Raw genomic sequence first — 24,155 nt, 5'->3', positions numbered from 1 at the left:
GAACATCATGTCGGAATCACCGAAGCAGTTGCACCTCAACGCATTTCTCATGTCGACCGGCCATCACGAGGCGTCCTGGCGGCTGGCGGAGTCGGATCCGTATGCGAACACCAAGATCGACCACTATGTGAACCTCGCGAAGATCGCCGAGCGCGGCAAGCTGGACTCCATCTTCTTCGCCGACAGCCCCGTGCTCTTCGGCGACACCGGCCGCCGTCCCAGCGGCAAACTCGATCCGACGGTGCTGCTCACCGCGATCGCCGTGCAGACCTCGCGCATCGGCCTCATTGCCACCGCCTCCACCAGCTACAACTCGCCCTTCAATCTGGCGCGCCGGTTCGCCTCCGTGGACTGGGTGTCGAATGGCCGCGTCGGCTGGAATATCGTCACCACCGCCGGTGCGGACGCGGCACGCAATTTCGGGCTCGACGATGTTCCCGACCACAAGCTGCGCTACGAGAAGGCCGGCGAATTCGTCGAGGTGGCAACAAAACTGTGGGACAGCTGGGCCGATGACGCGGTGGTCGCCGATAAGGAGTCGGGCGTGCACACCGACCCGGACAAGGTGCGCGCGATCGACCATGTGGGCCGGTTCTTCAAGGTGGCGGGCCCGCTGAACCTGCCGCGTTCCCCGCAGGGCTATCCCGTACTGGTGCAGGCCGGTTCGTCCGAGAACGGCCGGGAGTTCGCCGCGCGGCATGCCGAGGCGGTCTTCACCGCGCAGCAGACCATCGAGGACGGTCTCGAGTTCTATACGGACCTGAAGCGGCGTGCGGTCGCGCTGGGCCGGGACCCGGAGACCATCAAGATCCTGCCCGGCATCGTGCCCGTCATCGGTGATACCGAGGCCCATGCCCGGGAGCTGGACGCCGAACTGGAGCGGCTGATCTCGCCGGAATACGCCAAGCGGCAGCTGGCCCGGGTCTGGGGCATTCCGGTGGAGAACCTGGATCTGGACAGCGAGCTGCCCGAGGATCTGCCCTCCGAGGACGAGATCCAGGGTGCGAAGAGCCGGTTCACCCTCATTGTGAATCTCGCTCGCCGCGAACGGCTTACGCTGCGGCAACTGATCGGCCGGCTCGGCGGCGGGCGCGGCCACCACACCTTCGCCGGAACCGCGGAGCAGGTGGCCGACACCATCGAGGAGTGGTTCACCCGCGGCGCCGCCGACGGTTTCAACATCATGCCCGCGGTGCTGCCGTCGGGTCTGGACCGATTTGTCGACGAGGTGGTGCCGATCCTGCAGCAGCGCGGGCTGTTCCGCACCGAATACACCGAGGCCACCCTGCGCGGGCACTACGGCCTGACCCGCCCCGACAATCAGTTCTCGGCGGCGGCCGAGCTCGTGGTCGCCGGATGACGGACAGTTCCGTTCTTTCCGTCGGCGCGGTCACCGGCGACCGCCCTGACGGCTGGGTGCGATATCTGCTGCGGCGCTGCGCATCCCATCGCCGCACGGCGCTCATGGCCGGTATCGGCTCGGTGGTGTCCGGAGTGCTCACCGCGCTGATGCCGCTGCTGGTCCGGCATGTGGTCGACAGCCTGACGGTCACCGCCGTATCGGTGCTGCCGTGGGTGCTGGTGCTGCTCGCACTCGGATCGGCGCGATTCGTCGCGGGCCGGGTGCGTCGTATCGGGTCGTCCCGGCTGTCGCTGGATGTGCAGCACGATCTGCGGCGCGACCTGTTCGCCTCGCTGCTGCGCATGAACGGGCGGCAGCGGTCCGGGCTCTACACCGGGCAGGTGGTGAGCCGCGCCATCACCGATGTGACGCTGATCCAGATGTTTCTGCAGCTGGTTCCGCTGGTCACGGGCAATGTGGTGCTGCTGGCGGCCTCGCTGGTGCTGATGACCTTCATGTCCCCACTGCTGAGTGTGGTTGCGCTGCTGGTGGTTCCGGCGCTCTGGCTGATCATCTCGCGCAGTCAGCGGGAACTCTTCCCGGCCAACTGGGATGCCCAGGCCCGGGCGGCCGATGTCGCCATGCGGGTCGAGGCCGCGGTCGCGGGCGTGCGGGTGGTGAAGGGCTTCGGCCAGGAATCGCACGAGCTGGACCAACTGGCCGCCGCCACGCGTGACCTGTACCGGTCCCGGCTGCGCATTACCCGGATCACCAGCCGGTTCACTCCCGTCATGCAGGCGGTGCCGGCGGCGGGGCAGGCGTTGATCCTGGTCATCGGTGGTCTGCTCGCACTGCACCAATCCATCACGCTGGGCACCTTTTTGGCGTTCATGACCTACCTGGGATCGTTTGTCACTCCCATTCGCATGTTCTCGATGCTGCTGACGGTCAGTCAGCAGGGCAAGGCCTCACTGGATCGGGTGCGCGAGGTTATCGAGGGTTCGGCCGCGGTCGAGGGGCCGTTACCGGATGTCGAACCGGCGCACTGGCCGGACAGTCCGCCGCGCATCGAATTTCAGGGTGTGCGTTTCGGATTCGAGGGTCAGCCACCGGTGCTGGACGGCCTGGATCTCGGTGTCGAGCCGGGGGAGACCATTGCGATCGCGGGTGCGGCCGGTTCCGGGAAATCGATCCTGACGCTGCTGCTGCCGCGCCTGTTCGATCCGGATGAAGGGCGGATCCTGCTGGACGGCAACGATATTCGCGACCTGCCGGATCTGCGCTCGCGCGTGGCGATGGTCTTCGAGGACACCTCGCTGATGGCGGATACGGTGCGCGCCAATGTGTCCTACGGCTGTCCGGACGCGGATGACGAACAAGTCTGGCACGCTTTGCATCTGGCCGCCGCCGACGAATTCGTCGCCGCGCTGCCCGAGGGTCTGGACACCACGATCGGAGACCGTGGGCAGCGGCTCTCCGGCGGGCAGCGCCAGCGCCTCGCCCTGGCGCGGGCGCTGATCACCGACGCCCCGATCCTGGTGCTGGACGACGCCACCTCCGCCATCGACGCTCAGGTCGAGGAGGAGATCTTCGCGCGCATCACCGCCGAGGTGCGGCGGCGCACCACAATTGTGGTGGCACACCGGATCTCGACGCTGGCACTGGCGGATCGGGTCGCCGTTCTCGACGATGGCCGGGTGGCCGAGCTGGGCACCCTGCGCGAGCTGCAGAGTTCCGGCGAGTTGTTCAGTGCGCTGTTCACCCCGCCGGATCCGACCGGTTTCGCCGCGGATGCGGGCGTGGCGGCCGATACGGTACCCACGGCCCGACTATGGGTGGCGGCCGAAGCCGACGGCGACGAGTCGCGCGCCCTCGAACAGATGGCGAAGGCGTTCTCGCAGCGCGCCGCGGGCTCTCCGGGCGCGATGGCAGGCGGCATGATGTCGAGTGCGCCGCCGTCCGGTGATGTGCGTGCGCTGATCGACCGGCTACCCGCCCTGACCGGTGAACCCGAAGTGCCCGAGGATGTTTCGCACACTCCCGATCCGGACTTCTCGCTGGGCCGGTTGCTGCGGCCGTTCGCACTGCCGCTGCTGGCCGGACTGGGTCTGGTATTCCTGGACGCGCTGGCGCAGATTCTGATTCCGGTCCTGGTGCGCTATGGAATCGACCACGGGGTGCTGGCGGGCGCCCGGGATGTGCTGCTGATCGCCGCCGCCTCGGCGTTTGTCGTCGTGATCGTGGACTGGGCGATCACCGTCGCGCAGGTACGGGTGTCCGGGCGGGCCGGTGAACGCCTGCTGTATGGACTGCGGGTCAAGGTGTTCGCGCAATTGCAACGCCTGGGTCTGCAGTTCTATGAGCGAGAACTGGCCGGCCGCATCATGACTCGCATGATCACCGATGTGGACGGACTGTCGGCCTTCCTGCAGACCGGGCTGTCGGTGGCCTTGACCAGCACGCTCACCATCGGTGGCGTGGTGGTGGCACTGATCGTCATCGATGCCCGGCTGGCCCTGGTGGTACTGGCCCTGATGCCGGTGCTGGTGGCCGCCACCGTCGCGTTCCGGCGGGCCTCGGTGCCCGCGTACAACCTGGCGCGCGAACAGGTGAGCGCCGCCAATGCCTATCTGCAGGAGAACGTCGACAATATCGCGGTCACGCAGGCTTATCGCCGGGAAGCGGTCAATCAGCGTGAATTCGAGCGCCGCTCTTGGGGTTACCGCAATGCGCGGCTGCGCAGCCAGACCTTGATGGCGCTGTTCTTCCCGTTCATCGAATTCATGTCGGTCATCGCCACCGCCCTGGTACTCGCCTTCGGTGTGCACCAGGTGCGGGAAAGTGCGCTCACCGCAGGCACATTGATCGCCTTCCTGCTCTACACCGATCTGCTCTTCTCGCCGATCCAGCAGTTGTCGCAGGTCTTCGACAGCTACCAGCAGGCGGTCGTGGGCGTGGAACGACTCGGCGGGCTCATGCGCGAACCGGTGGCGACGCCGGATGCGCCCGATGCCCGCCCGGTGCGGAGTCTCACGGGTGCGATCGAATTCCGTGATGTCGGCTTCGCATACGACACCGCGGGAGTGCGGGTGCTCGCGGGCATCAACCTGCGTATCGCGCCGGGGCAGAAGGTCGCGGTGGTCGGAGAGACCGGTGCGGGCAAGTCGACACTCGTGAAACTGCTTGCGCGCCTGTATGACACGACCGAGGGCGCGGTGCTCGTCGACGGCGTCGACATTAGGCATTATCGCCTGCGGGACTTTCGTAAACGACTGGGTGTGGTGCCGCAGGAACCCTTCCTGTTCGGCGACACCGTGCAGGAGGCCATTGCCTACGGCAAACCCGATGCCACTCCCGCCGATATCGAATGGGCCGCACGGGCAGTGGGCGCTCACGAGATGATCGCCGCCCTGGAACACGGTTACCGGCAGCCGATCGGCGCACACGGTGACAGTCTCTCGGCGGGCCAGCGTCAGCTTCTCGCCTTGGCACGCGCGCAATTGGTGGAGCCGGACATCCTCATCCTCGATGAGGCCACCGCCTCGCTCGATCTGGCGACCGACGCCCGCGTCCGCGCCTCCGTCGACCTGCTGACCGCGGGCCGCACCACCATCGTTGTCGCGCACCGCCTGGCGACCGCCGCGGACGCCGACATGATCGTCGTCGTCGGCGAGGGCCGACTCCTGCAAACCGGCCGGCACGCCGATCTACTCACCACCGAAGGCCCCTACCGCCGGCTCTGGGCGGCATACGTCGGTGACGAGGCCGCGGCCAGTCTCGGAGGGCGCTGACGACGCGAAACCTGATGCCCGGCTCGGATATCACCATCCACCCCGCGGCCCGGCGTGACCCGAGGCGGGTCGCGTGCCCAGGCGGCTTCCGCCGCGAAGAGTTCCAGCCAGTGAAATTGTCGCGGCCACAACGCAGTTAGCGGCATTAGAACTGCGGCATGACAATAGTTGACACCGGGAGCGACGAAATCCGCCGAATCGAGGCTGCGGCGGCACCCTCCCGTTTCGCTCGCGGTTGGCACTGTCTCGGGTTGATTCGGGAATTCGCCGACGGTGAGCCGCACGCGATCGAGGCTTTCGGCACCAAGCTGGTGGTTTTCGCCGGGGCGGACGGCAGTCTCAATGTGCTGGATGCGTACTGCCGGCATATGGGCGGCGACCTGTCGGCGGGGCAGGTCAAGGGTGATCAGATCGCGTGTCCCTTCCATGACTGGCGCTGGGGCGGCGACGGCCGGTGCAAGCAGATCCCCTATGCCAGAAGGGTTCCGCCGCTGGCCCGGACCCGCGCGTGGCCCACGCTCGAGCAGGATGGGATGTTGTTCGTCTGGAACGACCCCGAGGGCAAGCCGCCGCCGGCCGAGGTGACCATCCCGCGCATCGAAGGCGCGGGCACCGGCGAGTGGACCGATTGGCACTGGTACTCCACTGTCATCTCGAGCAATTGCCGCGAGATTGTCGACAATGTCGTGGATATGGCGCACTTCTTCTATATCCACGGATCGCTGCCGACCTTCTTCAAGAATGTCTTCGAAGGTCATACCGCCACCCAGTACTTCGAGGGCGCCGCGCGTGCGGATCTGCCCGGCCCGGAAGGTAAACCGCCACTGCTGGGCACCTTATCGGTGGCGGCGTATCACGGCCCGTCCTTCATGATCGACGATCTCACCTACCAGTACGCCGACGGTGATCTGAATACCGTACTGCTCAACTGTCACTATCCGATCGACTCGAATTCCTTTGTGCTGCAATACGGAATCATGGTGCGCAAATCGACCGGCGTCTCCGAGGAGGAGGCCATGGCGACCGCGGTATCACTCGGCGACTGGGTCAAGCTGGGCTTCGAACAGGACGTGCAGATCTGGAAAAACAAAGCCACCGTGGACAATCCGCTGCTGTGCGAGGAGGACGGCCCGGTCTATCAGCTGCGCCGCTGGTACCAGCAGTTCTATATCGATGTCGCCGATATCGCGCCGGAGATGGTGAACCGCTTCGAATTCGAGATCGACACCACCCGGCCGACGCAGTCGTGGAACGAGGAAGTCCGCCGGAACGTCGAGCGCGCGGCAGCGCGGTAGAGAACAGGACCCACATCGTATGTCCGCCTTAACATTCGAGAACACCCGGCGCGAGCTGAACACCGACGAAGGTGTGCTGCGCTACCACGAGGCCGGCGATGGCCCGCCGCTGCTGCTACTGCACGGTTCCGGGCCCGGTGTCACCGGATGGCGCAACTACCGTGGAAACCTCGCCAGGTTCGCCGAACATTTCCGCTGTCTGGTGCTGGAGTTTCCCGGGTTCGGGGTCAGCGACCCGACCGATGAGCATCCGATGGTGGCCGCGCCGAAAGCGGTGCGGCGCTTCCTCTCCGGGCTGGGGCTCGAGCAGGTCGATGTCATCGGAAACTCCATGGGCGGAATCGTTGCCGCGAATCTGGCCACCACCGACCCCGAGCTGTTTCGGCGCATCGTCACCATCGGCGGTCTCGGCCGTAATATTCTCAGTCCCGGTCCGGGCGAAGGCATTAACCTGCTGATGGACTTCACCGACCATCCCACCAGGGAAGCCTTGGTGACCTGGCTGCACTCGATGGTCTACGACCGCGCCATTGTCACCGACGAGATGATCGAGGATCGGTGGGCACAAGCCACCGAACCGAAAACGCTGGAAGCCGCGCGGCGCATGTACGGCAGACAGGCGATGATGGCCGGCATGGCCGCCGCGGCCTCCTCGGATCAACCGCCGTATTGGGCGATGCTGCACAAGATCTCGGCTCCGACCCTGATTACCTGGGGCCGCGACGACCGGGTGAGCCCGATGGATATGGGGCTGCTGCCCATGCGCACCATCCCGAACGCCGAACTGCACGTATTCCCGAATTGCGGGCACTGGGTCATGATCGAGCAGAAGGCGGCGTGGGAGAGCGCCGTCCTGGCCTTCCTGACCCGGCCCGAGGCTTAACGCCAGCAGTGCCCCACCCATCTGGTGCGGGACCGAATTTCCAATCTTTGATTTCAGGAGGTGCGAGCATGTCGCACGAGGTAATGCGCCGGGTGGAAGAGTCCGCCGCGCAATTGGCAGCGACGGCGGACGAGACCGAACGCCTGGGCAGGTTGTCCGATGAGAGCGTCAAACTCATGCGTCAGGCCGGCGTCATGCGCCTGCTGCAGCCGACCGATTTCGGCGGATATGCCGCGCACCCAAGGGAGTTCGCCGAAACGGTGATGGCCGTGGCCAAGCATTGCGGTTCGGCGGGCTGGGTGCTCGGAGTCGGCGGCGTCCACCCGTGGGAAATGGCGCTGATGGATCGCACACTGCAGAACGAGGTGTGGGGCGAGAATCCGGACGCCTGGATTGCCTCGCCGTACGCGCCGCAGGGCATCGCGACCCCCACCGACGGCGGCTATATCTTGAAGGGCCACTGGAACTTCTCCTCCGGCACCGACCATGCGGACTGGCTGTTCCTGGGCGCATTGCTCGGGAATGCCGATGGCACACCGGCAATGCCGCCGAAGTCGCTGCACGTCGTGCTTCCCCGGAGTGACTACACGATTGTCGACGACTCCTGGGACGTGATCGGCCTGTCCGGTAGCGGCAGCAAGGACATCATTGTCGACGGCGCTTTCATTCCCGCATACCGGACGATCGATGCGGACGAGGTCGCGGCCGGCGCGGGCGCGGCGGAACGGGCCGGTCGTACCGACACCGTGTACAAACTGCCGTTCTGGTCGATGTTTCCGCTGGGCATCACCTCGGCGGTCGTCGGGATCTGCGAGGGTGCGCTCGCCGCGAATCTCGAATATCAGCGCGGCCGGGTGAACGCCATGGGTACCCAGATCAAGGACGACCCGATCTCGCTGTACGCGATTTCGGAGGCCGCCACCGAGATCGCGGCATCGCGCACCCATCTGATCGACGGCATCTGCCGCCTCTACGACAAGGCCGACGCCGGGCAGGAGATCACCTTCGAGGATCGTTCGCTGGTGCGCCGCAATCAGATTCGCGCCGCCTGGCGTGCGGTGTCGGCGGTCGATGAGATCTTCGCCCGATCCGGGGGCAATGCCGTCCGCCGCAGCAATCCGATGCAGCGGTTCTGGCGTGATGCGCACGTCGGCCTGCAGCACGCCATCCACGTCCCCGGCGGTACCTACCACTCCAATGCGCTGACCGCGATGGGCATCGAGCCTCAGGGCGTGCTGCGCGCAATGATCTGAGCTGCCGAATCAGGTTGCAGGAGCGTTGGTTCCGCCGTTACGAACGGCGGAACCACTGCGGTTCATCAGGTTCGGGTTCAGCGGGTTCGGCAATGGCGCGGCATACCCGAGACCGCGTACCGGATATCCACGGCGGCGCTGCGCACCGCGGTCACCGCGGCCTCGACCCGCATCGACTTCGTCGGCCCGCACAGCGAGAGCGCCACGCGCGCACTCTCCCCCTCCGCGCCGATGGGTGCGGCCACGACGGTGACGCCGAGCGCGGCGCCCTGCGCGTCCACGGCAATGCCGCCCCGATCCCGGACCCGCTGCAATTCGCGATCCAGCTCGCGCCGTGAGCGCACGCTGTAGCACGTGGGCGTCGTGGCATAGCCGACTTCCGGCCACACGTTCGGCGGCATGGTCACCAGCAGCGAGTGCCCCGGAGCGGTCGTTTCCACCGGCTGCCGCGCCCCGACGCCCCAGCTTCGACTTGGATTGGGCCGCACGCCGATTCGCTCGAGGTGCACGATCTCCGCGCCGTCCAGAATGCTCAAGTACGTGGTCAGGCCGGTGCGCCGGTGCAGCTCGACCATCACCGGCAGCGCGGCCTCGTGCACGCCGCGCTGGCGCACCGTATGCGAGCCCAGCTCGAACATTCGGATGCCGAGGAAATATTCGAACCCCTTGCGTTCCACCCAGCCGAGTTCGACCAGGCGTCCCAGGATGCGATGAGTCGAGGACCGCGGCAATTGCGACCGCCGGGCAATGTCGGCCAGGGTGAGCGGGCGTTCCCCGACGAAGGACTCCAGCACCGAAACCACTCGATCGATCATCGCGGCGGGAGCTGCTGCGGATCGCGTCATTGCCATCACTTCCTCCGACAATCAGAGAATGTCATATTCTGACTTAATGTCAGATTCTGACAAACGTGAGTGTAAGCGCGCCGTGAATGCGATGTAAAGGAGATGGCGGCGTCAGGTCCGGTCAGCGGAACCAGTGGCGGATAAGCCGGCGCCACTGATCGCGATAGCCTAAAGCCCGGAGATTACGAGGAGCCGCAGTGCCGAAGTTGGCCAAACCCACCCTGAGTGAGCGCCGCAGCCAGGAGCTTCGGACCACTATCGCCTTGACGGCACGCGATCTCTTCATGACGGACGGTGACACTTCGGCCACCGTGGAACGCATCTGCGAGATCGTCGGCATCGCACCGCGGACCTTCCACCGGCACTTTCAGGTCAAGGAGGACGTCGTCATCCCGCTCTTCCGGCGTTTCGGCGGGACGATGACCGGAGTGCTCGCCACCGCACCGGCCGGGGCCGACCCTCTCGAGACTCTGGTCCACGCGTTCACGACCCGGGTCGACCGGCGCGATTTGCCGGAACTGGACCGGGAGTTCATGACGCTGATAGTCCGGAACGCGCAGTACCGCCTGCGCTGGCTGGAATGCGCGGAGCAGCTCTACGCACCGGTCACCGAATTCCTCACCGCCCATTACGAATTGGACGAGGATCCGTTCCTGCGCAGTCTGCCCGCCCACCTGATCGCGCACACCAGTCGGCATGCCTATATCCAGTGGGTCGATACGGGAGATTTCGCCGAACTCGAGGTCAATCATCGCCGCGGATTCAGCATGGTGCTGCACAGCTTGCGCCCGTCATCTCGGTAGCACCTCCACCTCAGGAGGAGTAGCACCATGAGCGGAATCGGACCCGATCATCCTGCGCTGAAGGCCGCTACCGCCGCCGCGACAGTGGTTTCGCCACTGATCAACTCGAGAACGTGGCCGACGCCGCCTCCGGTGACCAGCAGTTCGGCGAGCACGGTCGCCACATCGCCGCGCGGAATGCGCCCGCCGGGAACACTTTCCGCGAGCCGGACCAGCCCGGTCGCGGGTTCGTTGGTCAGCGAGCCCGGCCGCACAATGGTCCAGTCGAGGTCTCGACCCCGAAGATCGTTCTCCGCCTGCGTCTTCGCATCGATATAGGCAACCCACGACTCATCGCCCCCGGCAGCAGGTTGCCCGGCCCCCATGGACGAGATCTGCACAAACCGCCGCACCCCGGCCTTCTGCGCCGCCTCGGCTAGCAGCACAGACCCGTCCCGATCAACCGCGTACTTACGCTCGACCCCACTACCGGGCCCCGCTCCAGCCGCGAACACGACCGCATCGACCCCGCTCAGCGTGGCGACCAATTCATCCGCCCCGGGCCCTTCGAGGTCCAGCACGACCGCCTGGCCGCCGACTTCCTCCACATCTCCGGTATGCGCCGGATTCCGAATAACGGCCTGCACCACATTCCCGCGCTCACTGAGCAAGCGCGTGAGCTGCAAGGCGATCTGTCCGTGTCCTCCGATAATGGCGATTCGCATGACCCCGAGCCTACGGCGGCCCACGCCTGCTTCGCCGCTGCACAGGGACGGCCCCGGAGAGAATCTCTCCGGGGCCGTCTCATTGCCTGTGCTGGTTACAGCGTGCGGCCGATGATCAGCTTCATGATCTCGTTGGTGCCGCCGTAGATCTTCTGGATGCGGGCGTCGGCGTACATCCGGGAGATCGGGTATTCGGCCATATAGCCGTAGCCGCCGAAGAGCTGCAGGCATTCGTCGGCGACCTTGCACTGCTGTTCGGTGAGCCACCACTTGGCCTTGGCCGCGGTGGGGACGTCGAGCTCGCCGCGCAGGTGCTTGTTGACGCAGTCGTCGGTGAAGCTCCAGGCGATGGTCTTGATGGTGTCGCACTCGGCCAGCGTGAACTGGGTGTTCTGGAAGGCGAAGATCGGCTTGCCGAAGGCTTCGCGCTGCTTGGTGTATTCGAGGGTGACCTCGACGGTCTTCTCGATGGCGGCCGCGGCGATCACGGCCAGGATGAGTCGTTCCTGCGGCAGCTGCTGCATGAGCTGGATGAAGCCGATGCCCTCGGCGGTGCCGAGCAGATTCGCCTGCGGCACACGGACATTGTCGAAGAACAGCTCGCAGGTGTCCTGACCGTGCTGGCCGATCTTCTCCAGATTGCGGCCGCGCCGGAAGCCCTCGCGCTCGGTCTCCACCAGCACCAGCGAGACGGTGTCGGCGCCCTTGCCCTCGGAGGTCTTGCAGGCCACGATCACCAGATCGGCCAGATAGCCGTTGGTGATGAAGGTCTTGGCCCCATTGAGGACGTAGTCGTCACCGTCCTTGACCGCCTTGGTCTTGATGCCCTGCAGGTCGGAGCCGGTGCCGGGTTCGGTCATGGCGATCGCGCCGACCAGTTCACCGGAGGCCATCTTCGGCAGGTAGTGCTGCTTCTGCGCTTCGGTGCCGTACGAGTTCACATAGTGCGCGACGATCCCGCTGTGCACGGGATTGCCGAGGCTGGGGGACAGGCCGCGAACCTGTTCGGTGAGCACGACGGCCTCATGCGCGAAGGTACCGCCGCCACCGCCGTACTCCTCGGGAATGCTGAGGCACAGCAGGCCCAATTCGCCTGCGCGGTTCCAGAGTTCGCGGTCGACATGGTGCTGGCGCGCCCACCGATCCTCATTGGGGGCGCATTCCTTCTCGAAGAACTTGCGCGCCAGATCGGACAGCGCGTCCAGGTCTTCATCCATCCACGGCGAGCGGTGCAGGGCCACGAGTGAACTCCTCTGTTCTAATCGGCTCTGCCGTGACGGTAAGGCGATATGTCCGCTGCGCCTATGACCCGCTTGCTCGACTTCTTGACCGGAACGCTCGAGCCGTCAGCGTTGGTAGGAGCCCGGTGCGCTGCCCGTCCAGCGCCGGAAGGCCCGGGAGAAGGCACTCGGCTCCGAGAAGCCGAGGCGTCGCGAGAGCGCGGACACTGTTTCGTCGCCGCGCACCAGACTGGCGATGGCGGCGTCGCGCAGGATGTGTTCACGGATCTCGCGGGGTGAAGTGTGTTCCTCGCGCAGTTTGCGGCGCAAGGTCTGCGGGCTCATGGACAGCGCGGCGGCAATGTCCTCGACACTCGGCCACTCACCGGTGAGTCCCTGTTCGAGAATGCGCCGGACCCGCGAGGCCAGTGATGCCGAGTAGTCGCGGGGACCGAGTACACCGGCCGGGGCATTGCGCAGGAAGACGAGCAGCTCGTCCTCGGTGCGCGTGGCCGGATGATCCAGTAGCGCGGCATCGAAGACCAGCATCGGCGCCGGCGCCGAAAAGACCACGGGCGCACCGAAAATCAGCTCGTAATCATCGACTTCCGGGTCCCGGGGATACGGCACCTCGACCCGCCGCAGCCGCAGCCGCCCGCCGATCGCCCAGGCGATGAATCGATGCGTAATGGTCAGCATGGTGTCGATGACAATGCCGACCGGCTGGCTGACGTCGCTGATATCGAAGGTCACCCGCGCTTCACCGTCCTGCTCGATCAGCGTGATGGGCGGCAAACCGGGCAGCGACCGGCGGAAACTCTCGAATCGGCGAATCGCACCGCCCAGCGTCGACGCGCCGACCAGTCCGAAGCACACCAGCCGCAGGGTGCCGCGCGGCATCGGATGCAACCCCAGCCCCAGCAGTTCGTCATCGGTGACCCGCCACAGCCGCTGCACCATCTCCACGGCCTGCTCGATGGTGACCCGGGATCGCCCCTCCGCCAACAACTCCGGTGCGATCCCCGCATCATCCAGCATGCCCGTCACATCCCAGCCGCGCCGCTCGGCCAGCTCGACAATCGCCCGCACCCGCTGGATGGGCAGCGTGCTTCGGGAATCGATGGTGGACATATCGGCCTGACCGTATCAATCCCACCGTCGCCGACCGGTAGCGGTACACCGAACCGCGGAGGTCGGCGGCCGTTTTGGTGTATCCGCACCGTCCGTGTACTGTTCTGTTTACCCGACGCGGGGTGGAGCAGCTCGGTAGCTCGCTGGGCTCATAACCCAGAGGTCGCAGGTTCAAATCCTGTCCCCGCTACTATGTTTGACCAGGGAAAACGGCCCCGGAACCATTGGTTCCGGGGCCGTTTTTCGTAGCCAACCCAGTTTCAGGGATGCGGTGCCGTCGCAGGGTGTCCACGGTGTCCCAGCATGTAGCTGGCGGCGCGGGCGGCGGCGTCTTCGTCCATGCCGGGCAGGACGTGCTGGTAGGTCTTCATAGTGAAGGCGACGTCGGCGTGCCCGGCGCGCTGGCTGACGACCTTCGGGCGAACACTGCTCATGAACTGGGCTGCTTGTGCGGGAGTCCACACCGGCCGCCGGGTTCGAGCGACTCGAGGCGGTTTCGCGTTGTCGGCAGGGTTATCGACCAGGTGTTTCCAAGCGACGGCGTCTGCGAGCGCCCGATGGATCGCGAGATGGATGTTGCGGACTGTTTTCGGTTCCAGCCCAGCGGGTTTCGCAGTCGGGATCCGCCCGTCCTTGTAGCGACGCACGGCGGCGCGGGCAGCGTGGATCGTGACCCCGCAGGCATCGGTGATCTGGCGAGGCGTGGGTTGCTGGCCGCGGCCGGTTGCCTTCGCCCAGTACTCGTACATCCGAATGTTGTTGTCGGGCTTGATACGTCCGTCGATGAGCAGTCGAGTGTAGAACTTCACCAACATCGGAGCGGTCAGCTTCTGCAGTCCCAAGTGATGGCCGACCGCATGCTGCCCGCGGCTCTCGAACTCCCGATCGTGGCCGGCGTAGTTCCGGTGGCTCACGCCGCTCGCCGTCAACGACCAGGCGATGCTCGAGGCTCTCGCCGATCGGAGTCTCACCACGACTAGACATCTCACGCTCGCTTGCAGGGCGCTCTCGCTACTTGCCGAGCCCGCCTAAAGCGGCGCGGATGAGCCCGTCCACGCTTGATTCGGTGAGCTCGGTGTGCCCGGTGATCAAACGATAGACAAGCGGTCCGAAGAACATGTCGATCATGTCGTCGATATCGACTGATTCGTCTACTTCATCGCGGAGGACGGCGCGGCGCCAGATCGCGGAGAAGGTGTCTCGTCGTTCGTCGAGGAAGTATTTGTTGAAGTAGACGGATGTGACCGGATCCTGCACGCAGGAGGCGAGCAGCTGAGCGAAGACAGAACCGAGATCGCTACGGTAGAAACGGACGATGCTCTTCAGATAGATCGTCAGGTCCTGGGTGAAGTCTCCGGTATCGGGGATCGGCAGCGCATCAATCATCATCAGGCCGAACGAATTTGCGATGATCGCGGACCGCGAAGGCCAGTGGTTGTACAACGTCACTTTGCTGATGCCCGCGCGGGCGGCGATGGCATCGATCGTCGCGGCGCCATACCCGCCTTCGGTAAGGAGTTGCTGTGTCGCGACGATCGCCTGCTGATGCAGCCGGGCGCTCCGAGGGCTGTCCGGTGGCTGGTGCTCGACAGCGATCTCTGAAACCCTCTTCGCCATCAGTGGTCTCTCCCTTCGATTCCCCCGACCTGTGGAACGCCGAACTGACTCAGGAGTAGTTCGCGTCTGCTCTGCGATCACGACAATAGCGAACTAGCCGTACAGTTCAGCGGGCGACAGTGGCCACCAAGTGGATCCGGCATCGTGTCGTCGGACGCGACCGAACACCACATCGGCGAAGTGGATGCCGAACCCGAGCATGTCGGGCTCTGCGAGTTCGGCAACCAGCCGGCGGCGGTGTTCCGCGGCCTGATCGGAGTCGTAATCGACGGCGGCCGACCATTCAGGATGCTCGACCTGGATGGGCGAATGCAGCGCGTCACCGAAAGCGATCAGCCGCCGTCCGCCACCGGTGATGACGTACTCCGCGTGCCCAACGGTGTGTCCGGACCTGATTCGGACCCGCACACCGGGAAAAATCTCCTGTCCGTTCTTCACCGTGCGGACACGTGGTTCGAACGCGGTCAGGATCTCGTCACTGATGCCCTGAGCCGAAAACAGGTCTCGCTGCACCCATTCCGGTTCGGCCACAAGATAGTCGGCACCCGCGAACGCCAGTTCGTCGCCGCCAGGAATCGGATGCCAAGCCCAGCCCACATGATCGGGGTGCAGATGGGTGAAGGCCACCGCCTCGATCTGCTCCGGCCTGCGCCCCAGGCTCGCCGGGCTGTCCAGCAGTTCGCCGCCATATATCGTGCCGCGCGGGGTGTTCGGGTCCGGTGGCAGAGACCGGGGCCCGAACCCCGCATCGATCAACAGCGTTCGGTCGCCGCGCTCCACCAGCAAGGCTCCGATGCCCGCCACCAAATAACCGGCGGAATCCAAATACTCCGGTCGAGCCGCCCAGAACTCGTCGGTGCTGGCTGGAAGCCAACCGCATGGCGGAAGTTGCAACGCGCCGTCCGGTACGTAGGACACCCTCGTGTCGCCCAGCCGGATCGAGCGGATTCCCGACGCCCGGCGCAACCGCCCATCCTGGTCAACCTCAGAGTTCACGATGCTCGTTCTCCTGCCTCGGTATCAAGAGATCCGGTCCGCGTGCCCGTCAGTCCCACTGCGGGGTTCTACGGTGCGGCGACGGGCGCCGCTACCGAGGCCGACAGGCGTTCGAATTGTTCGTCGGACAGCTGCAGATCTGCCGCCGCGACGTTCTCTCGCAGATGCGAGAGCGAGGTCGTGCCGGGGATGGGCAGCACAGTGGGGGAGCGGTGCAGCAGCCATGCCAGGGCCGTTTGGGTTGCGGTGGCACCGATTTCGGCGGCGACCGTGGCGACAGGGCTACCGGCAGCCGTGTCGACCATCGCGACAGGGAAGTATGGAATGAACGTGATCCCCTGTGCGGCAGTGTAATCGAGCACCGGCTCCTCGTGGCGGGTGGCGAGACTGTACTGGTTCTGCACGCTGGCGATGGGTGCGATTTCGACCGCCTCCCGTATCTGCTCGACCGTGGCTTCGGAAAGGCCGATGTGCCGGACCTTGCCTTCATCGAGAAGTTGGCGCAGCGCACCGATCTGATCTGCCAGTGGCACTTTCGGATCGATGCGATGTAGCTGCAGCAGGTCGATGTGGTCGAGCTTCAGTCGACGCAGGCTCAGCTCGGCCTGCTGGCGCAGGTAGGCGGGGTGTCCCAGGGGTTCCCACTCCGCCGGAGACGGCCGTGTCACACCGACTTTGGTGGCGATCACCAGATCCTCGCCATACGGGTGCAGTGCCTCGGCGATCAGCTGCTCGCTCTCACCGAGGGCGTATGCGTCGGAGGTATCGACAAAGTTCACTCCGAGCTCGATCGCCCCGCGCAGCACCGTGATCGCCGCGTCACGGTCCGCGGGTCCATGCCAGACCGCTGCGTCCGCCAACCGCATGGTTCCGTAGCCGATGCGATTCACCCGAAGATCGCCGGCCACCGTAATTGTCTTCGTCATCACGAATCCTTTCGAAGCAGTTTGTAGGAGAGTTCATTTCACGTGAGCACGAAGCGTCGTGCCTTGGAAAGTGATGGACTTGAGCTGCGAGTAGACGTTCAGGGTCTCGCGGCAGTATTCCCGGCCCAGACCGCTGTCCTTGAAGCCGCCGAAGGGCGTTCCGCCGTGGAGATTCGCATAACGGTTGACCCATACCGACCCGGCGTCGAGCCGGTCCGCGGTTTCCATCGCATTGCGAAGGTTCGAGGTGTAGATGCCGGATGCGAGCCCGTATTCGGTGGCGTTCGCCTCCGCGATCATCGTCTCGTAATCGTTCCATTTTATGACGGTGAGTACGGGTCCGAAGATCTCTTCCTGCGCGATCGTCATATCGTTGGTGGCCTCGAATATCGTGGGCTCGATGAAATACCCGGCGGGGCACCCGGGGACTTCTACGCGTCGTCCGCCGTGGAGGATCCGGGCACCCTCGGCTCGGCCGGCCTCGATGTAGGCGAGCACCCGTTCTCCCTGCCGCGCTGAGATCATGCAGCTGACATCGGTGTTCTCATCGAGCGGAGCGCCGACCACGAGCTCGCCGAAGTGCTCGACCAGCTTGGGTACGAATTCTTCGTAGATGTCCTCGTGCACGAACAACCTGGTGCCCGCCAGGCAGGATTGACCGTTACACACGATGACCGCTGCCGTGGCATCCTCGACCACCGCGTCGATGTCATCGACGTCGGGAAAGACAATATTCGGACTCTTGCCACCCAATTCCAGCGTCGCCGGAATGAGCCTCTGCGCCGCGGCGGCCGCGATGATGCGACCGACCTCGGTGCTGCCGGTAAATGCGAGTTTCTGGACGCGCGGGTCCCCGGTGATCGCCGTCCCCACCTCCTCCCCGGAGCCGGGCACGACATTCACCACGCCCTTGGGCAGGGCAGCCGACAGATGCTTGCAGATCTCCAGCGTGGCCAGCGAGGCATTCTCATCCGGCTTCAGCACAACCGTGTTTCCGGCCGCCAGCGCCGGAGCCAGCTTGAATGCCAGCATGACGACCGGATCGTTCCATGGAATGATCTGGCCGCACACACCCAGCGGCACTCGCTTGGCAATGCTGTACCCACCCGGGATCGGACGCCCGAAGTCCTCGTGGGCCAACGTCACCGACGCGAAGTATCGGAAGTGCTCCACCGCCATCCGGTAGTCCTCGCGCATCTCCCGAATGTGGCGACCCACGTCGCGGCTGTCTATCTGGGCCAAACGTTCCGCGTCCGCTTCGATGAGATCAGCAATTCGATGCAGCGCCCTGGATCGCTCCTCGGGAAGCGTCCGGCTCCATGCGCCGAACGCTGCCGCAGCCGCCGACACCGCCCGATCGACATCGGTGGCATCGCACCTGGCAACGTCGGCGAGGTGCTCGCCAGTAGCTGGATCCACTGCGCCGTGGCGGTGCTCAGCATCGGTGTCGAACTCACCATCGATGAACGCCCCATAGAACGGGTTCAAGCCCAACCCGGTTGCACTCATTCATGCCTCCACGTCTGCAAAATGGTAACTTCTGTGAGCTATCTGAACTGAGTGTACAGTTCAGATAGTGCGATTGCCTAGAGTTCGCCTCGGTGGCACGGATCACGGCCCGGCAGGTCGGCTCGCGGTGACCGAACCGCGGCACGTCACTCCACATTTCATCGATAGACAAGGGGACGGTCATGACCTCGTTGAACGGAAAAGTTGCCCTGGTCACCGGTGCGTCGAAAGGAATCGGTGCGGCAATAGCGATCGAGCTCGCCGCTGCAGGTGCCCGTGTCGGAGTCAATTACTCCGCGAGCCCGCAGGCCGCCGAAGCTGTTGTCGCCCGCATCGAAGACGCTGGCGGTTCGGCCTTCGTCATCTGCGGTGACATATCCGAAGAGACCGACGTCGAGCGTATGTTCGCCGATCTTCGTAACCACACCGACCACCTCGATATTTTGGTCAACAATGCCGGCGTATACCAGATGGGCGATATCGAGGAGGTGACGTGGAAGGAATTCACCCGCCAGTTCTCCCTCAATGTTTTCGGACTGACCTTGGTAATCCGGGAGGCGCTCGCGTCATTTCTGACGGAAGGTTCGACAATCATCAATATCGGCTCGAGTGTATCCTCGTTCCACCCGGCCGGATCTACGATCTACACGGCCTCCAAGGGCGCGGTAGACGCGATCACCCGCACTCTGGCCAACGAGCTCGGTCCCCGCGGAATCCGGGTGAACTCGGTCAACCCCGGGCTCACCGAAACCGAGGGGATGCGGCGCAGCGCCTTCTCCGACGACTCGTTCCGCCAGGAAATCACCAAGATCACCCCGCTGCGCCGCATCGGGATGCCCGGGGATATCGCACCCGCAGTCGCTTTCCTCGCCTCGGATGCCGCATCCTGGGTGACCGGGGAAACCCTGGTCATCGGCGGCGGCCTCCGCTAGCGAAAACCCAACCACGGAAAGGGATTCTCCCGATGCCCGTCGCGCGCATCCGGCACTGGGATTCTGGCAAGGCGACCGCCCGCGCCGATGGCTGTCGGCCGCGCCATTCGTAGTAGCCGGAGGTCGACACGCCCAGCACCCGGCACGAGATCGTGACCGGGACAGCGCCTTCGGCGAATTCGGTGACCACCGGGAACACTATTTTGGGAGAATGTTGTCCCGGGCGAAAAGGCTGCGGCCTTGCGCAGTACCTCGTTCTCGAGTTCGAGGCGGCGGGCCTTGCGGCGCAACTCCACCAGCTCTTGGCGTTCGGCGCTGGTCAATCCTTCGCGTTTGCCGGCGTCGACGTTGGGTTTCGCGTTGTCGACGAGGTGTTTCCAGGCGACCCCGTCGGCGAGCGCCCGATGAATTGCGAGATGGACGTTGCGGACTGTTTTCGGTTCCAGCCCAAAGGGTTTCGGGGTCGGGATCCGCCCGTCCTTTGGTTCGGAGCTGTTGAACCGGCAACGATGGAGCACATCGCCTGTCAGGGCCGGGTCGGGTCGACGATGCGGTCCAGGTGATCGATGACGTGTCGCGCGTATGAGGCCGGCGCTTCGGCCCAGCCGAAGTGGCCGCAGTCGGGGAGCTCGACGTAGCGGGCGTCGGGGATGGCGGCGGCCATACGGCTCATGACGTGGGGCGGGCACGTAGTGTCCAGGCTGCCGGCCAGAAGCAGGGTCGGTACCACGATGCCGGGCAGCACGTCAGGGTCGTCGTACTGGGCGACAGCGCGCATGGCGGCGAGGAAGTGCTCGCTGTTCATCCGGCGCACAGTTTGCAGGACGAGATCCACCGCTGGTCCGTGGGCTCCCGGGCCCATCATGGAGCGCAGGAGCTCGGGGGCGTAGTCGGAGATGGGGCGGCCCTGGGTGAGTGGGGCGACGCGTGTGCGCTGGAATTCTTCCTGCCACTCGGGACCGGAGTGGTTGTAGGTGTGGACAGTCGCCGACAGGATCAGCCCGTCGGTGCGGTGCGGGGCCAGGCGTTGGATGCGCTGGGCGACCAAGCCGCCCATGCTGTGACCGAGTACCACGTTGCGTCCGGTGCCGACCGCGTCTATGAGGTCAAGGGCAGCCTGGGCGTAGGTTTCGATGCTGGGGTCGCTCGGCAGTGGGCTGATGCCGTAACCAGGGGCGTCCCAGGCCACGACGCGGTATCCGGCGCGAGTGACGTCGTCGATCAGCGGCAGCCAGTACTCCTTGCTTCCGTACGCGCCGTGCAGCAGGAAGAGCGTGGTATCGACGGCAGGCCCGTGCACGTTGTGGTCGGGAAGGCGCGTGCGGCCATGGCTCGGTGTGCGAGTGGTCATTGTGAGTTGTCTCCGTCAGGTTCAGCGTGCGGCGATATTCGGGCGCTCTTGTCCAGCCAGTCGGCGAGGGCGTCGGGTTGTTCCAATGGGACCAGGTGTCCGGCGTTCGGCACCAGATGCACGTGGGCGCCGAAACGGTGCGCCGCTTCGCACTGCCGGTGCAGGGGGACGACGTGGTCGTCGGCCCCGGACGCGAAGCGGACCGGAATCCGGCGGGCAGTCAGACCGGCCAGAACGTGGCTGCGGTCGGGACGGTCGGCGGCCGCCTGCTGGTGGGCGAGGAACCGGTCGGGTCCGTAGGCGCGGACCATGGCCCGGCGTCGCGCGAGCAGACTGACGTCGTCAAGCGAGTCGGGGTGGAATGCGGTAGCTTCGCCGGCGGCGATCAGGTCCTCGTAGCGGTCGGGCTCGGCGTTGACACGGCGCGCGGCGACCAGACGCCGCTCGCGTTCTTCCGCCGTGTCGGCGTAGGGCGTGGTTCCGATCAGACTGAGTGCGGTTGTGCGCTCGGGTGCCATGGCTGCCGCGGCCAGGGCGACGTAGCCGCCGAAGGAGAACCCGACCAGGTGCAAGCTCCCGGAGGTGCCCTCGAGCATCTGCCTGGCGAGGGCATCCACATCGGGGAGGGCGGCCAACGTGGGCGTGTGACAGACCGTGCCGTTCGTTTCGAGACGGGTTGCCACCTCGGCCCAGACCGCGCCGGTGTTGTTCAGTCCGGGCAGCAGCACCAGGGTCGCGCTCACTCGAGAGTCCGGTGCTCGCCGTCGATGCGATCGGCCTCGATCCACGTGGCGTGCGTGCCCGTACTGATCCGCTCGGGCAGCACGATGCGGGCCACCGGACCGGCGGCGAGGTCGGCGGCGTCCAGAATCAGGCACTCGGAACGGTCCGCGCGCAGGTCGGTGACGAGCGTGATCAGGTAGCCGTCGTCCTCGGCCCGCGCGCCGGGGCGCAGGGCGATGGCCGGTTCGCTGCCGTAGCGGCCCGGCCCGTACTCGTAGCGGACGCTGGTACCGGCGAGTAGGTCATAGCGCTTAACGCCGGCGAAGAGCCAGGCGCCCTTCTCGAACAGGGTGTTGTAGCTGTAGCGGTAGGGGCGGCCCACGTAATCGTTCACTGTGACGGGGAACTCGCTGACCTCGTCGTCCAGCAGCTCCTCATGGGTCTGGCCGGTGCGCAGGTCGAAGCGCCAGCGGTGCATACGGGTACGAGTGTTGTGCTTGTCCAGGTGCCGGGTGATCTTCGCGTACGGGTCACCGCCGGTTTCATCGCCGACCGGGGGCATCTGCGGGTCGTAGGAGATGCAGCCGTCCATGACCACGACGTCGCCGTCCTCGTAGCAGTTGGTGATGTGCAGCACGAAGCAAGGGGTGCCCTCGAACCAGCGGATCTCGCCATTGCCGCCGTGCCGGGGCACGATCCCGAACCGGGAGGGCATGTCCCGGTGGAACTCCAACGTGCGGACGCCGTGCTCGAGTGCCTCGGGGTCGAAGAAGAACGGGAAGTCGTGCAGCACCGTGTAGTTCTCGGTGATCCCCAGGTCATGCGGCCAGCGCGGGCCGGGCAGCTCGATGGGCGTGTAGTGGACCAGCTGGTTGTCGCGGTCGATGACGCCGTAGTTCATGAACGGCGCGTGCTCCGGATAGTTGAAGAACATCATCTCCCCGGTGCGGGGATCGACCTTGCCGTGCGCGCTGACCCCGTCCGGGATCAGCTGGGCCCAGGCCGCGTCGGGGCCGAGGGTCTCCAGAGTGCGCGGGTCCAGCCGCCAGGGTTCACTGCCCTGGGACATGACCGCCACCAGCTTGCCACCGTGCGCCCACACGTCGGTGCCGGCATTGTCCTTCATCGCACCGATCGCGCCCCACCCGCGACGGGTGTACTGACTCGGCTGTAGCAGGCCCGGCCACAGGGACCTGCCGGCACCCTGCTCGGCCAGGAAGCCTGTGGTGCGCACCATGCGGTTGCGGTAGACGGCCTTGCCGTCCTGGAAGTGCACCGCGTGCAGCATCGCGTCGCCGTCGAAGGGGTGGTAGATCCCCAACGGCTGCTGGACCTGGTTGTGAGTGTTGCGGACATAGATCCCGTGCAGGTCGGCCGGGATCTCGCCGATCACCTCCAAATCATCGGTGTCGGCGTCCCACTCGCGGGTGTTGGGGCGGAACGCGTCCCGCAGGAACGGGTTCTCCGGGTTCGGGTCCAGCCCGGACCTGACCGTATTGATGACCTTGCGCATACCTGCCTCCAATGCCGCGTGTGTACCTCCTTCAGTGTTCGCTTTTATTACATTGCAGTCAAGTAACGTAATTATTTTTAGTAGACTTGCCCGTATGAGTAACCCGGCCCCGCAGGAAGGCACCACACCGGCATCCCCCGGCCGCCCGCGTCAGGCGTATGTCGAGGCCGCGGTCCTGAACGCCGCGCGTGCCCGACTGGCACGCGACGGCTACGCCCGCACCACGATCGGCGCGATCGCCGCCGACGCCGGAGTCACGCGCCCGACCGTCTACCGTCGCTGGGCCAGCAAGGCCGACTTGATCACCGCCGCGATCGCCGACATCACCACCACACCCGAACCCCCCGCCAGCGGCGACAGCCGAGCCGATCTCCTGACCGAACTCCGCGCTCTGTACGCCTCTCTGGCCGCCAGGGACACGCTCGGCCTGATCGGTGCCGTCCTCGCCGAGGAACAGCACAACCCGGACCTTCTCGCACTCTTCCGCACGCGCCTGCTCGAACCGCGACTAGTGCGCATCCGATCCGTCCTGGAAGCCGGCATCGCGCACGGCACCCTCCTGCCGGACCTGGATTTGGAAGCGGTCTGCGATATGCTCGCCGGCTCCTTCCTGGCCGCACACCTGAACACCGGAAGTCTCCCCGCGGACCTCCCCGAGCGTCTCACCCGAACTCTCTGGCCCGCCCTGAAATCCGTGAATGTCAGTATCGACTGAAACCTGAAGCTTTCCCCTTGATCGTGGATACCTGGAGACCGGGACGTGCGGTCCCAGTGGCACTGGGCTTCTCTTAAGGTTCACGACAGGCACCCTCGCGATCCATCCCGCATCCGACGAACTGGAAGGCCCTGAAATCGCGATGCTCTCCGGGTTCTCCGACATGGGGGAAGTGTGGCGTCCCGGTGAGGGCACGTTCGTCGACCTGGAATGATGATTCTACCGTTGCGGGCTGGGTCTTCTACGCACCCCACGGCACCGGTCTGTGCCAGAGCCCGAAGGCTCGTCGGCCGGTTCAGAGCAGCGCTCTCTCCCCCCCCCCCGAATCCGGCATGATTGGCAACGGATTTGGCAACCGGACGCGGTGGAATCGAGTGAGTCGGATGGGATCCCACGGACAGCGGGGACGGATAGCGTCCCGTTGGCCAGTACAAATGGGATTCTGTGGGACCTGGAACCCTGCGTGGGACGGGTCCTCGGTAGGGGTCGGCCCTGGGCGCGGTGTCCGAGTTGCCTCGGGTCCGTTTCCCAGGACCGCCCTCCGAACCGGACGTGCGAGTTTCCCCGCATCCGGCTCTCCATGGACATCATGCTGGTGTTGCTGCG

20 protein-coding genes and 1 tRNA gene are annotated in these 24,155 nt (G+C 65.4%); 9 read left to right on the top strand and 12 right to left on the bottom strand.

What is annotated here, in order from left to right; translation table 11 throughout:
* The first annotated feature begins 7 nt into the window (after positions 1-7).
* The 5 genes from JWN03_RS26185 (at position 8) to JWN03_RS26165 (ending at position 8,564) form a co-directional block, all read left to right on the top strand.
* Entirely contained in the window at positions 8-1,360 is a 1,353-nt protein-coding gene (locus JWN03_RS26185) for an LLM class flavin-dependent oxidoreductase (protein ID WP_297620396.1), read from the top strand.
* Positions 1,357-5,133, top strand: coding sequence for an ABC transporter ATP-binding protein (locus tag JWN03_RS26180; RefSeq protein WP_297620394.1), 3,777 nt, complete (start codon positions 1,357-1,359; stop codon positions 5,131-5,133). Before JWN03_RS26185 ends, JWN03_RS26180 begins: the two co-directional genes overlap by 4 nt.
* 158 nt (positions 5,134-5,291) lie before the next feature.
* Positions 5,292-6,428 (top strand): Rieske 2Fe-2S domain-containing protein, encoded by a 1,137-nt coding sequence (locus tag JWN03_RS26175; protein ID WP_297620389.1) that lies wholly within the window; start codon positions 5,292-5,294, stop codon positions 6,426-6,428.
* Between the two features lie 19 nt (positions 6,429-6,447).
* On the top strand, positions 6,448-7,311 hold the full coding sequence (locus JWN03_RS26170; protein WP_297620386.1) for an alpha/beta fold hydrolase: 864 nt from the start codon (positions 6,448-6,450) through the stop codon (positions 7,309-7,311).
* A gap of 68 nt (positions 7,312-7,379) precedes the next feature.
* Entirely contained in the window at positions 7,380-8,564 is a 1,185-nt protein-coding gene (locus JWN03_RS26165) for a hydroxylase (RefSeq protein ID WP_297620383.1), read from the top strand.
* 77 nt (positions 8,565-8,641) lie between these two features.
* Here the strand turns inward: JWN03_RS26165 and JWN03_RS26160 are convergent, their stop codons facing one another.
* On the bottom strand, positions 8,642-9,409 hold the full coding sequence (locus JWN03_RS26160) for an IclR family transcriptional regulator (protein WP_297620380.1): 768 nt from the start codon (positions 9,407-9,409) through the stop codon (positions 8,642-8,644).
* Between the two features lie 197 nt (positions 9,410-9,606).
* Here JWN03_RS26160 and JWN03_RS26155 point away from each other — a divergent pair, with 197 nt between their 5' ends.
* Complete coding sequence (locus JWN03_RS26155; protein WP_297620377.1) at positions 9,607-10,212, top strand: TetR/AcrR family transcriptional regulator; 606 nt, start codon at positions 9,607-9,609, stop codon at positions 10,210-10,212.
* A gap of 47 nt (positions 10,213-10,259) precedes the next feature.
* Here JWN03_RS26155 and JWN03_RS26150 read toward each other — a convergent pair whose 3' ends face one another.
* The 3 genes from JWN03_RS26150 to JWN03_RS26140 all read right to left on the bottom strand — a co-directional run bounded on the left by JWN03_RS26150 (position 10,260) and on the right by JWN03_RS26140 (position 13,267).
* Complete coding sequence (locus JWN03_RS26150; RefSeq protein WP_297620374.1) at positions 10,260-10,916, bottom strand: SDR family oxidoreductase; 657 nt, start codon at positions 10,914-10,916, stop codon at positions 10,260-10,262.
* 95 nt (positions 10,917-11,011) lie between these two features.
* Positions 11,012-12,133 (bottom strand): acyl-CoA dehydrogenase family protein, encoded by a 1,122-nt coding sequence (locus JWN03_RS26145; protein WP_297620449.1) that lies wholly within the window; start codon positions 12,131-12,133, stop codon positions 11,012-11,014.
* Positions 12,134-12,262: 129 nt separating this feature from the next.
* Complete coding sequence (locus JWN03_RS26140) at positions 12,263-13,267, bottom strand: AraC family transcriptional regulator (RefSeq protein ID WP_297620372.1); 1,005 nt, start codon at positions 13,265-13,267, stop codon at positions 12,263-12,265.
* A gap of 116 nt (positions 13,268-13,383) precedes the next feature.
* Between JWN03_RS26140 and JWN03_RS26135 the strand changes: the two genes are divergently transcribed.
* A tRNA-Met gene (locus JWN03_RS26135) sits at positions 13,384-13,457 on the top strand.
* A gap of 70 nt (positions 13,458-13,527) precedes the next feature.
* Here the strand turns inward: JWN03_RS26135 and JWN03_RS26130 are convergent.
* The 5 genes from JWN03_RS26130 to JWN03_RS26110 all read right to left on the bottom strand — a co-directional run bounded on the left by JWN03_RS26130 (position 13,528) and on the right by JWN03_RS26110 (position 18,315).
* On the bottom strand, positions 13,528-14,181 hold the full coding sequence (locus JWN03_RS26130) for a hypothetical protein (protein WP_297620369.1): 654 nt from the start codon (positions 14,179-14,181) through the stop codon (positions 13,528-13,530).
* 97 nt (positions 14,182-14,278) lie between these two features.
* Complete coding sequence (locus tag JWN03_RS26125; RefSeq protein ID WP_297620366.1) at positions 14,279-14,884, bottom strand: TetR/AcrR family transcriptional regulator; 606 nt, start codon at positions 14,882-14,884, stop codon at positions 14,279-14,281.
* 93 nt (positions 14,885-14,977) lie between these two features.
* Positions 14,978-15,880, bottom strand: a complete 903-nt coding sequence (locus JWN03_RS26120; protein ID WP_297620363.1) for an MBL fold metallo-hydrolase — start codon at positions 15,878-15,880, stop codon at positions 14,978-14,980.
* 68 nt (positions 15,881-15,948) lie between these two features.
* On the bottom strand, positions 15,949-16,806 hold the full coding sequence (locus JWN03_RS26115) for an aldo/keto reductase (protein WP_297620360.1): 858 nt from the start codon (positions 16,804-16,806) through the stop codon (positions 15,949-15,951).
* A gap of 33 nt (positions 16,807-16,839) precedes the next feature.
* Positions 16,840-18,315: an aldehyde dehydrogenase family protein gene (locus JWN03_RS26110; RefSeq protein WP_297620358.1), complete on the bottom strand. Its 1,476-nt coding sequence runs from the start codon at positions 18,313-18,315 to the stop codon at positions 16,840-16,842.
* 182 nt (positions 18,316-18,497) lie between these two features.
* On the opposite strand from JWN03_RS26110, the gene JWN03_RS26105 reads away from it, so the two are divergent.
* A complete protein-coding gene (locus JWN03_RS26105; RefSeq protein ID WP_297620355.1) occupies positions 18,498-19,247 on the top strand; it encodes an SDR family NAD(P)-dependent oxidoreductase in 750 nt (249 codons plus the stop codon).
* 526 nt (positions 19,248-19,773) lie between these two features.
* Here the strand turns inward: JWN03_RS26105 and JWN03_RS26100 are convergent.
* The 3 genes from JWN03_RS26100 to JWN03_RS26090 are packed head-to-tail and all read right to left on the bottom strand — an operon-like array spanning position 19,774 to position 22,834.
* Positions 19,774-20,598, bottom strand: a complete 825-nt coding sequence (locus tag JWN03_RS26100) for an alpha/beta fold hydrolase (RefSeq protein ID WP_297620352.1) — start codon at positions 20,596-20,598, stop codon at positions 19,774-19,776.
* Positions 20,595-21,341, bottom strand: coding sequence for an alpha/beta fold hydrolase (locus tag JWN03_RS26095; RefSeq protein WP_297620349.1), 747 nt, complete (start codon positions 21,339-21,341; stop codon positions 20,595-20,597). Before JWN03_RS26095 ends, JWN03_RS26100 begins: the two co-directional genes overlap by 4 nt.
* A complete protein-coding gene (locus JWN03_RS26090; protein WP_297620346.1) occupies positions 21,338-22,834 on the bottom strand; it encodes a carotenoid oxygenase family protein in 1,497 nt (498 codons plus the stop codon). The genes JWN03_RS26095 and JWN03_RS26090 overlap by 4 nt, the downstream gene beginning before the upstream one ends.
* Positions 22,835-22,928: 94 nt before the next feature.
* Between JWN03_RS26090 and JWN03_RS26085 the strand changes: the two genes are divergently transcribed.
* Positions 22,929-23,549: a TetR/AcrR family transcriptional regulator gene (locus JWN03_RS26085; protein ID WP_297620343.1), complete on the top strand. Its 621-nt coding sequence runs from the start codon at positions 22,929-22,931 to the stop codon at positions 23,547-23,549.
* Positions 23,550-24,155: the final 606 nt, after the last annotated feature.

It is taken from the genome of Nocardia sp. (assembly GCF_025465275.1).
Taxonomy (GTDB): domain Bacteria; phylum Actinomycetota; class Actinomycetes; order Mycobacteriales; family Mycobacteriaceae; genus Nocardia.
The sequence above is the reverse complement of the archived record's forward strand: the minus strand, read 5'-3'. Positions and strand labels throughout refer to the sequence as shown.

What these genes read in the sequence shown, in the direction of transcription:
- JWN03_RS26185 (WP_297620396.1), top strand. Translation starts at nt 8, where the DNA reads ATGTCGGAATCACCGAAGCAGTTGCACCTCAACGCATTTCTCATGTCG.
- JWN03_RS26180 (WP_297620394.1), top strand. Translation starts at nt 1,357, where the DNA reads ATGACGGACAGTTCCGTTCTTTCCGTCGGCGCGGTCACCGGCGACCGC.
- JWN03_RS26175 (WP_297620389.1), top strand. Translation starts at nt 5,292, where the DNA reads ATGACAATAGTTGACACCGGGAGCGACGAAATCCGCCGAATCGAGGCT.
- JWN03_RS26170 (WP_297620386.1), top strand. Translation starts at nt 6,448, where the DNA reads ATGTCCGCCTTAACATTCGAGAACACCCGGCGCGAGCTGAACACCGAC.
- JWN03_RS26165 (WP_297620383.1), top strand. Translation starts at nt 7,380, where the DNA reads ATGTCGCACGAGGTAATGCGCCGGGTGGAAGAGTCCGCCGCGCAATTG.
- JWN03_RS26160 (WP_297620380.1), bottom strand. Translation starts at nt 9,409, where the DNA reads ATGACGCGATCCGCAGCAGCTCCCGCCGCGATGATCGATCGAGTGGTT.
- JWN03_RS26150 (WP_297620374.1), bottom strand. Translation starts at nt 10,916, where the DNA reads ATGCGAATCGCCATTATCGGAGGACACGGACAGATCGCCTTGCAGCTC.
- JWN03_RS26145 (WP_297620449.1), bottom strand. Translation starts at nt 12,133, where the DNA reads ATGGATGAAGACCTGGACGCGCTGTCCGATCTGGCGCGCAAGTTCTTC.
- JWN03_RS26140 (WP_297620372.1), bottom strand. Translation starts at nt 13,267, where the DNA reads ATGTCCACCATCGATTCCCGAAGCACGCTGCCCATCCAGCGGGTGCGG.
- JWN03_RS26125 (WP_297620366.1), bottom strand. Translation starts at nt 14,884, where the DNA reads ATGGCGAAGAGGGTTTCAGAGATCGCTGTCGAGCACCAGCCACCGGAC.
- JWN03_RS26115 (WP_297620360.1), bottom strand. Translation starts at nt 16,806, where the DNA reads ATGACGAAGACAATTACGGTGGCCGGCGATCTTCGGGTGAATCGCATC.
- JWN03_RS26110 (WP_297620358.1), bottom strand. Translation starts at nt 18,315, where the DNA reads ATGAGTGCAACCGGGTTGGGCTTGAACCCGTTCTATGGGGCGTTCATC.
- JWN03_RS26105 (WP_297620355.1), top strand. Translation starts at nt 18,498, where the DNA reads ATGACCTCGTTGAACGGAAAAGTTGCCCTGGTCACCGGTGCGTCGAAA.
- JWN03_RS26100 (WP_297620352.1), bottom strand. Translation starts at nt 20,598, where the DNA reads ATGACCACTCGCACACCGAGCCATGGCCGCACGCGCCTTCCCGACCAC.
- JWN03_RS26090 (WP_297620346.1), bottom strand. Translation starts at nt 22,834, where the DNA reads ATGCGCAAGGTCATCAATACGGTCAGGTCCGGGCTGGACCCGAACCCG.
- JWN03_RS26085 (WP_297620343.1), top strand. Translation starts at nt 22,929, where the DNA reads ATGAGTAACCCGGCCCCGCAGGAAGGCACCACACCGGCATCCCCCGGC.